The organism is Actinomadura sp. NPDC049753 (assembly GCF_040674655.1).
Classification (GTDB): domain Bacteria; phylum Actinomycetota; class Actinomycetes; order Streptosporangiales; family Streptosporangiaceae; genus Spirillospora; species Spirillospora verrucosospora.
Genome location: NZ_JBFARL010000295.1, coordinates 1 through 7,407 on the forward strand (window position 1 = coordinate 1; position 7,407 = coordinate 7,407).

Annotated in this window: 6 protein-coding genes; all 6 read right to left on the minus strand. The window is 74.0% G+C overall.

The genetic code is table 11. The annotated features are described in order from the left end of the window. Positions 1-1,161 (minus strand): cell division protein FtsZ (gene ftsZ, locus AB0K37_RS38870; protein WP_363990324.1); only part of this gene is annotated, 1,161 nt, incomplete at its 3' end. Positions 1,162-1,501: 340 nt separating this feature from the next. Further along, positions 1,502-2,269, minus strand: coding sequence for an FtsQ-type POTRA domain-containing protein (locus tag AB0K37_RS38875; protein ID WP_363990327.1), 768 nt, complete (start codon positions 2,267-2,269; stop codon positions 1,502-1,504). 131 nt (positions 2,270-2,400) lie between these two features. After that, positions 2,401-3,840: a UDP-N-acetylmuramate--L-alanine ligase gene (gene murC / locus AB0K37_RS38880; RefSeq protein WP_363990329.1), complete on the minus strand. Its 1,440-nt coding sequence runs from the start codon at positions 3,838-3,840 to the stop codon at positions 2,401-2,403. Beyond that, positions 3,837-4,931 (minus strand): undecaprenyldiphospho-muramoylpentapeptide beta-N-acetylglucosaminyltransferase, encoded by a 1,095-nt coding sequence (gene murG / locus AB0K37_RS38885; RefSeq protein WP_089312300.1) that lies wholly within the window; start codon positions 4,929-4,931, stop codon positions 3,837-3,839. Before murG ends, murC begins: the two co-directional genes overlap by 4 nt. 40 nt (positions 4,932-4,971) lie before the next feature. Then, positions 4,972-6,228: a putative lipid II flippase FtsW gene (ftsW, locus tag AB0K37_RS38890; protein WP_363990332.1), complete on the minus strand. Its 1,257-nt coding sequence runs from the start codon at positions 6,226-6,228 to the stop codon at positions 4,972-4,974. 2 nt (positions 6,229-6,230) lie between these two features. Then, the coding region (murD, locus tag AB0K37_RS38895) for a UDP-N-acetylmuramoyl-L-alanine--D-glutamate ligase (RefSeq protein WP_363990335.1) at positions 6,231-7,407 on the minus strand (1,177 nt) is incomplete at its 5' end.

Sequence of the window (7,407 nt, forward strand, 5' to 3'; positions counted from 1 at the left end):
CTGCGCCCGGTCGGCTTCCGGCCGCTGCTGAGCGGGGGCCGGGGGCGCGGCGGCGGCCTGCGCCACCGACTGCTGCTGCGCGGTCTGCTGCGGGCCCGGCGGCTCGGACCGCCCGACCCGACTGGGGATCGGGTTGGCCGGCGCGGGCGGCGGGACGGGACGCGGGGGCGGGGGCAGCCGCTTGCTCTCCGGCTCAGGGGCCGGCTTGGCCGGACGCCCCTCGTCGAAACCCGCCGCGATCACCGTGACCCGGACCTCGTCGCCGAGCGCGTCGTCGATGACCGCGCCGAAGATGATGTTGGCATCGGGCGCCGCCGCGTTGGACACCAGCTGCGCCGCCTCGTTGATCTCGAACAGCCCGAGGTCGGAGCCGCCGGAGATGGACAGCAGCACGCCGTGCGCGCCGTCGATGCTGGCCTCCAGCAGCGGGCTGGAGATCGCCATCTCGGCGGCGGCGACCGAGCGGTCGTCGCCGCGCGCCGAGCCGATGCCCATCAGCGCCGAGCCGGCGCCGGACATCACGGACTTGACGTCGGCGAAGTCCAGGTTGATCAGGCCCGGGGTGGTGATCAGGTCGGTGATGCCCTGGACACCGGACAGCAGCACCTGGTCGGCGGCCTTGAAGGCGTCCAGCACGCTGACCTGCCGGTCGGAGATCGACAGCAGCCGGTCGTTCGGGATGACGATGAGGGTGTCGACCTCGTCGCGCAGCGTCTCGATGCCGGCCTCGGCCTGCATCGCGCGGCGCTTGCCCTCGAAGCTGAACGGCCGGGTGACGACGCCTATGGTCAGGGCTCCGAGCGAGCGGGCGATGTTGGCGACCACGGGCGCGCCGCCGGTGCCGGTGCCGCCCCCTTCGCCGGCGGTGACGAACACCATGTCGGCGCCCTTGAGGACCTCCTCGATCTCCTCCCGGTGGTCCTCGGCGGCCTTGCGGCCGACGTCGGGGTTCGCCCCGGCGCCGAGGCCCCGGGTGAGCTCGCGGCCCACGTCCAGTTTCACGTCGGCGTCACTCATCAGCAGCGCCTGGGCGTCCGTGTTGATCGCGATGAACTCGACGCCCTTGAGTCCCTCTTCGATCATCCGGTTGACGGCGTTGACGCCGCCGCCGCCGATGCCGACGACCTTGATGACCGCGAGGTAATTCTGCGGTGCTGCCACGACGAGGGGCCTTTCCGCTCTCTCCGACCGCCCTGCCCGATCTGCCGACCGTGCCGTCGCGGTGTTCCCGACCTGTATTCCGAACTGTGTTTTGAGCTGTGTTTCGTTCTGTGTTTCGAGCTGGATGTTCGAGCTGGTTTGTGAAGCCTCGCTGCGAAGCCGCCTGCGGGCGGGGGTAAACCCTCACCCTCAACTTGAGGCTTACAGTTATGTCAACCTGAGGACTGATACGGACAGTAGGGCGGCCTTACCGCCAGGGTCAACTAACCTCCCCCGAACTCGACCGGCGTGTCGCGGAACGCCCGCCTTCGCAGGTCCCCCGCCCGGTCGCCCGAGCGGGCTATTTCGTCTTGAGGACCTCCGGCGAGCTGACGTCGACGGTGCGGACGGCGCGCCCCGCCGCCGTCCGCCGCACGGCGTCCAGCAACCTGATCTTCTCGTCTGCCCGTTCGGCCGCGCCCCACACCACCGTCTGGCCGCCCGCCATGTAGAGGGTCACCTCTTCGGGGCCGCTCGCCTCCACCTCGGTGAGCTTGCCGCTGAGGCGTTCGGGCAGCGCGGACAGCACGGTGAGCGCCGCCAGGGTCGCCCGGTCGGACGGCCCGGGCGAGGCGACCGTGAGCGCGGGCAGCCCCGCCGGGCGGCCCTCCTCGTCGGCGACGGTCACGCCGTGCCGGTCGAGCAGGTGGTAGCCGTCGCCGTCGCGGAACACCGCGATCGGCCGGCGCTCCCGCACGACGATGCGGACCGTCCCCGGCCAGCGCCGCTCGATCGCCGCCGACTCGACCTCGCGGAGCCGCTCGACGCGGTCGCGGACCGCGCCCGTCCTGAGCCGCACCATCGGCGTGCCGAGATCGATCCCGGCCGCGGCCACCACCTGGTCGGCGGACGCGAGGCGGGTGCCCGTCACCTCGACGTGCCGCACCACCAGCAGCCTCGACCCGAGCAGGACCCAGGACACCGCGCCGAGCGCGCCGACCACCAGGAGGGTGACGAACACCACCTTCCAGCGGTTCGCGCGGCCGCGCCCGTCCGGCGCCGCGGCCTCCGTCTCCGGATCGTGCTCCGGCTCCGGCGACGCGCGGCGGCCCGTCTGCGCCTCGGTCATGCCCCAAGCCTGACAGTGATTCCCGCGCCGGCCGCCGACCGCGCGGGCGACGGCGTGTCACGCCCTCCGCTGAAAGCCGATCCCCCCGACATGCCCGATCCCCTCGGCGAGCCCGATCCCGCTGGCGAGCCCTATCGCCCCGACGGGCCCTGCGCCCCGGCGAGCCGTTCCAGGATGAGCGGGCCGAGCTGGGTCACGTCACCGGCGCCCAGCGTGATGACGACGTCGCCGGGGCGGGCGAGCGACGCCGCGATGCCGGGCACCTCGTCCCGCTCGGGCGCGTAGACGGTCTCGGTTCCCGGCGGGACGGCATCGGCGACGAGCGCGCCCGTGACGCCGGGCTCCGGGTCCTCGCGGGCGCCGTAGACGTCGAGGACGACCGCGACGTCGGCGAGGCCGAGGGCGGCGCCGAACTCGGCGGCGAAGAACCGGGTGCGGCTGTACAGGTGCGGCTGGAACACGGCGACGATGCGGCCCCGCCCGCCCGGCCCCTCGCCCTTCTCCCCCAGGTAGTCGCGGGTGGCGTCCAGGTCGGCGGTCAGCTCGGTCGGGTGGTGGGCGTAGCTGTCGAACACCTCGACGCCGCCCGCCTCGCCCTTGCGCTCCAGCCGCCGCATCGCCCCGCCGAACGCGGCGAGGCCGTCGCGCACCGGGGCGTCGTCCAGGCCGAGTGACCGCGTGACCGCGATGACGGCGGCGGCGTTCAGCGCGTTGTGCCGCCCCGGCACGGCCAGCGTGAACTCCCCGTCGCCCTCGATCTCGAAGCGGGAGCCGAGGCCGCGCGGCGTGAACCCGGTCACGCGCAGGTCGGCGCCCTCGGCCTCCCCGTAGGTCAGCACCGTCAGGCCGCGGGCCCGCGCCCGCCCGGCGAGCTCCATCGCGACCGGGTCGTCGGCGCCGGCGACGAGGGTGCCGCCCGGCTCGATCCGGTCGACGAAGCGGGCGAAGTTCTCCTTGACCTTCTCGAACCCGCCGTAGTTGTCGAGGTGGTCGGCCTCGACGTTGGTGACGACCGCGATGTTCGGGGTGTACATGAGGAACGAGCCGTCGCTCTCGTCGGCCTCCGCGACGAACGCCTCGCCGGTGCCCTCGTCAGCGCCGAGGCCGGTGGTGACGAGCTGCCCGCCGATGCAGTAGGACGGGTCGGCGCCGGCGTGCTGGAGCGCCACCGTGAGCATCGAGGTGGTGGTGGTCTTGCCGTGCGTGCCGGCGACCGCGACGGCCCGGCGGTCCGCCATCAGCGAGGCGAGCGCGGCCGAGCGGTGCAGGACGCGGAGCCCGCGCGCGCGGGCGGCGACCAGCTCGGGGTTGGTGTCGCGGATCGCCGTGGACACCACGACGGTGTCGGCTTCGCCCAGGTGCGCGGCGTCGTGCCCGACGAACACCTTGGCGCCGAGGTCGCCGAGCTGGGTGAGCAACTCGGAGTCGCGCGCGTCGCTGCCGGACACGGCCATGCCGCGCCGCAGCATGATGCGGGCGACGCCGGACATCCCGGCGCCCCCGATCGCGATGAAGTGGACCCGGCCGAGCTCGGCCGCCGGCACCGCCTCCCCCGGATCGATCAGGCTCATCGGGCGGCGCCCGCGGAGCGGACCACTTCGTAGACCATCTGGGCGAGCGCGACGTCGGCGTCGCGGCGGCCCATCCGGCCGGCGGCCTCCGACATGTGCGCGACGCGGGCCGGGTCGGCCAGCACCGGCAGCAGGTGCCGGGCGATCCAGTCCGGCGACAGCTCGGCGTTGTCGACCAGCATGCCGCCGCCCGCCGCGACGATCGGCTCGGCGTTCAGCCGCTGCTCGCCGTTGCCGATCGGGAGCGGGACGTACACCGCCGGCAGCGCGACCGCGGCGAGCTCGGCGCAGGTCATCGCGCCCGCGCGGCACATCGCCATGTCGGCGGCGGCGTAGGCGAGGTCCATCCGGTCGCAGTAGGGGATCGTGACGTACTGCGGGCCGCCGGCCGCGGGCTCGGGCTCCTCGGTGTTCTTCGGCCCGACGATGTGCAGCACCTGGATGCCCGCCTGCCGGAAGTACGGCGCGGAGGCCACGGCGGCCTGGTTCAGCGAGCGGGCGCCCTGCGAGCCGCCGAAGATCAGCAGCGTGGGCAGGTCGGGGAGCAGCCCGAAGTAGGAGCGGGCCTTGTCGCCCATCGCCAGCCGGTCCAGCGTCGCGATCTCGCGGCGCAGCGGGATCCCCACGAACCGGGCGTTCGGCAGCGGCGAGTCGGCGTGCGAGACCGCGACGTGCTCGGTGAAGCGGGCGCCGAGCTTGTTGGCCAGGCCGGGCTTCGGGTTGGCCTCGTGCACGATGATCGGCACCTTGCGCTTGCGCGCCGCGAGGTAGCCCGGGGTGGCGACGTAGCCGCCGAAGCCGACGAGGATGTCGGCCTGGGCCTGGTCGAGGACGGAGGCCGCCGCGTTGATCGCCCCGCGCAGCCGGCCGGGCACCGACAGCAGCTGCGGGGTGAGCGTGCGCGGCAGCGGCACCGGCGGGATCAGGGCGAGCTCGTAGCCCCGCTGCGGGACGAGACGGGTCTCCAGCCCCCGCTCGGTCCCCAGGCAGACGACCCCGGTGTTCGGGTCGTTGCGGCGCAGCGCGTCGGCGAGCGCCAGGGCGGGCTCGATGTGTCCGGCGGTGCCGCCGCCGGCCAGGACAACCCTCATGTCCGTTGACAACTCCTCAGCGTGGTTCGAAGGGGGGATTTCAACGCCGTGCCAGACCCAGCCAGCTTAGAGCCCTCACGACCGGTCCGGGACCCCGTGCGGAGAGTGCCTGCCGCGCGCCGGGCTCGCGCTTGGCGAACGCGAGCAGCATGCCGAGCGCGAACAGGGTCGGGATGAGCGCCGAGCCCCCGTAGGACACCAGCGGGAGGGGGATTCCCGTGATGGGCAGGACGCCGATGACCGCGCCGATGTTCACGATCGCCTGGACGACCAGCCACGCCGTGGCCCCCGCGGCGGCGAGCCGGGTGAACGGGTCCTTCACACGCCTGGCGATCCGCAGGCCCGCGTAGGTGAGCATTCCGAACAGGCCGAGCACGACGAGGGTCCCGACGAGGCCGAACTCCTCCCCCACGATCGCGAAGATGAAGTCGGTCTCGGCGTGCGGCAGGTAGTCCCACTTGGCGCGGCCCTCGCCGAGGCCCGTGCCGAACAGGCCGCCCGAGGCGACCGCGAACAGCCCCTGCGTGCCCTGGTAGTTGGTGGTGAGCTGGTTGCCGGACGGGTCGAGGAACCCGGTGAGGCGCTGCATCCGGTACGGCTCGACGATGATGAGGATCGACACGAGCAGGCACACGAGCCCCGCGATGCCGACGAACAGCCGGCCGGGGGCGCCGACGACCCACAGCAGCGCCAGGAAGATCGTGAGGAGCACCAGCGTGGTGCCGAGGTCGCTGCCCAGCATCACCAGCAGGACGAGCAGCCCGGCGCCCGGCATCAGCGGGACCAGCAGCGGCCGCCACTCGGTGAGCTGGCCGAGCCGGTCCTTGCGGGCCAGCAGGTCGGCGCCCCACAGCACGAGGGCGAGCTTGGCCAGCTCGGACGGCTGGATCTGCACCGGGCCGAGGTCGACCCAGCGGGTCGCGCCGCCCGCGCTGCGCCCGAGCCCGGGGACCAGCACCAGCGCCAGCGCGACGACCGACAGCAGCAGCAGCGGGTAGGCGAGCGCGCGGAACGTCTTCACCGGCAGCCGGGACGCCACCCACATGCCGGGCAGCCCGATCGCGACCCACATGGCCTGCTTCTGGAACAGCGTGTACGCCGAACCCGTCGCCTGGAGCTGCTTCACGCTGGAGGCCGACAGCACCATCGTCAGGCCGAGCGCGAGCAGCATCACCGAGCAGCCCAGCACCAGGTAGTAGGAGGTGAGGGGCCGGTCGAGCAGCCCCACGGCGGCGACCACCTGCTCCCGTGGACCCGGACGCCGGGCGGCGCCGTCCTCCCCGGCCGCGGTGGTCATCGCTACCGGGCGTCCCGGGAGAGGCGCTCGACCGCCGCGATGAAGGCGTCCCCGCGGGCCGGGTAGTTGGCGAACATGTCGAAGGAGGCCCCGACGGGCGCGAGCAGCACGGTGTCCCCCGGCCGGGCGAGGCCGGAGGCGTGGGCGACGACGCGGTCCATGGCCCCAGTGTCGGTGTCGGGGACGTCCACCACGGGGACATCCGGGGCGTGTCGCGCGAGCGCCTCGGCGATCCGGTGCCGGTCGCGCCCCATCAGCACGGCGCCGCGCAGCCGGCCGGCGCACGAGCGCACCAGGTCGTCGACGTCCAGGCCCTTGAGGAGGCCGCCGGCGATCCACACGACGCTGTCGTAGGCGGCGAGGGACGCGGCGGCGGCGTGCGGCTGGGTCGCCTTGGAGTCGTTGACGTAGGCGACGCCCGCGACGTCGGCGACGTGCTGGATGCGGTGCGGGTCGGGGACGAACGCCCGCAGCCCCTCGCGGACGGCCTCGGGCGGCGCGCCGAACGCGCGGGCCAGCCCCGCGGCGGCGAGCGCGTTGGCGACGTTGTGCGGCGCGAACGGCCGCACGTCGCCGAGCGCGGCGAGTTCGGCGGCCTGGCACGCGGGGTCGTCGGTGAAGGCCCGGTCGACCAGCAGTTCCTCCACGACGCCGAGCTCCCCGGGGCGCGGCACCCGGAGGGTGAAGCCGATCCGCCGGGCCACGCCCCCGGCGCGTTCGGCGAGCGCCGCGGAGGTGTCGTCGTCGGCGTTGTAGACGGCGACGCAGCCCGGGGCGAAGATCTTGGCCTTGGCGCCGACGTAGGCGTCCATGGAGCCGTGCCAGTCGAGGTGGTCGGGCGCGACGTTCAGCACCGTGGCCGCGTACGGGGCGAGGGAGCGGGACCAGTGCAGCTGGTAGCTCGACAGCTCCACCGCCAGCACGTCGTAGGGCTCGCTCACGGCCTCCACGATGGGCGTGCCGACGTTCCCGACGGCCAGGGCCTTGTGCCCGGCGGCGGTGAGCATGCACGCCAGCATCCGCACGACGGTGGTCTTGCCGTCCGTCCCGGTGATGGCCAGCCAGGGCGCCGCGCCCTCGGGGCGGAGCCGCCACGCCAGCTCCACCTCCCCGATGATCTCGATGCCGGCCGCGGCGGCCGCGGCGAGCAGCGGCGCGTCCGGCCGCCAGCCCGGCGAG

Excerpts from the sequence above, each read along its gene's own strand:
- murC (WP_363990329.1), bottom strand. The coding sequence starts at position 3,840 with ATGAGCCTGATCGATCCGGGGGAGGCGGTGCCGGCGGCCGAGCTCGGC.
- AB0K37_RS38875 (WP_363990327.1), bottom strand. The coding sequence starts at position 2,269 with ATGACCGAGGCGCAGACGGGCCGCCGCGCGTCGCCGGAGCCGGAGCAC.
- murG (WP_089312300.1), bottom strand. The coding sequence starts at position 4,931 with ATGAGGGTTGTCCTGGCCGGCGGCGGCACCGCCGGACACATCGAGCCC.
- ftsW (WP_363990332.1), bottom strand. The coding sequence starts at position 6,228 with ATGACCACCGCGGCCGGGGAGGACGGCGCCGCCCGGCGTCCGGGTCCA.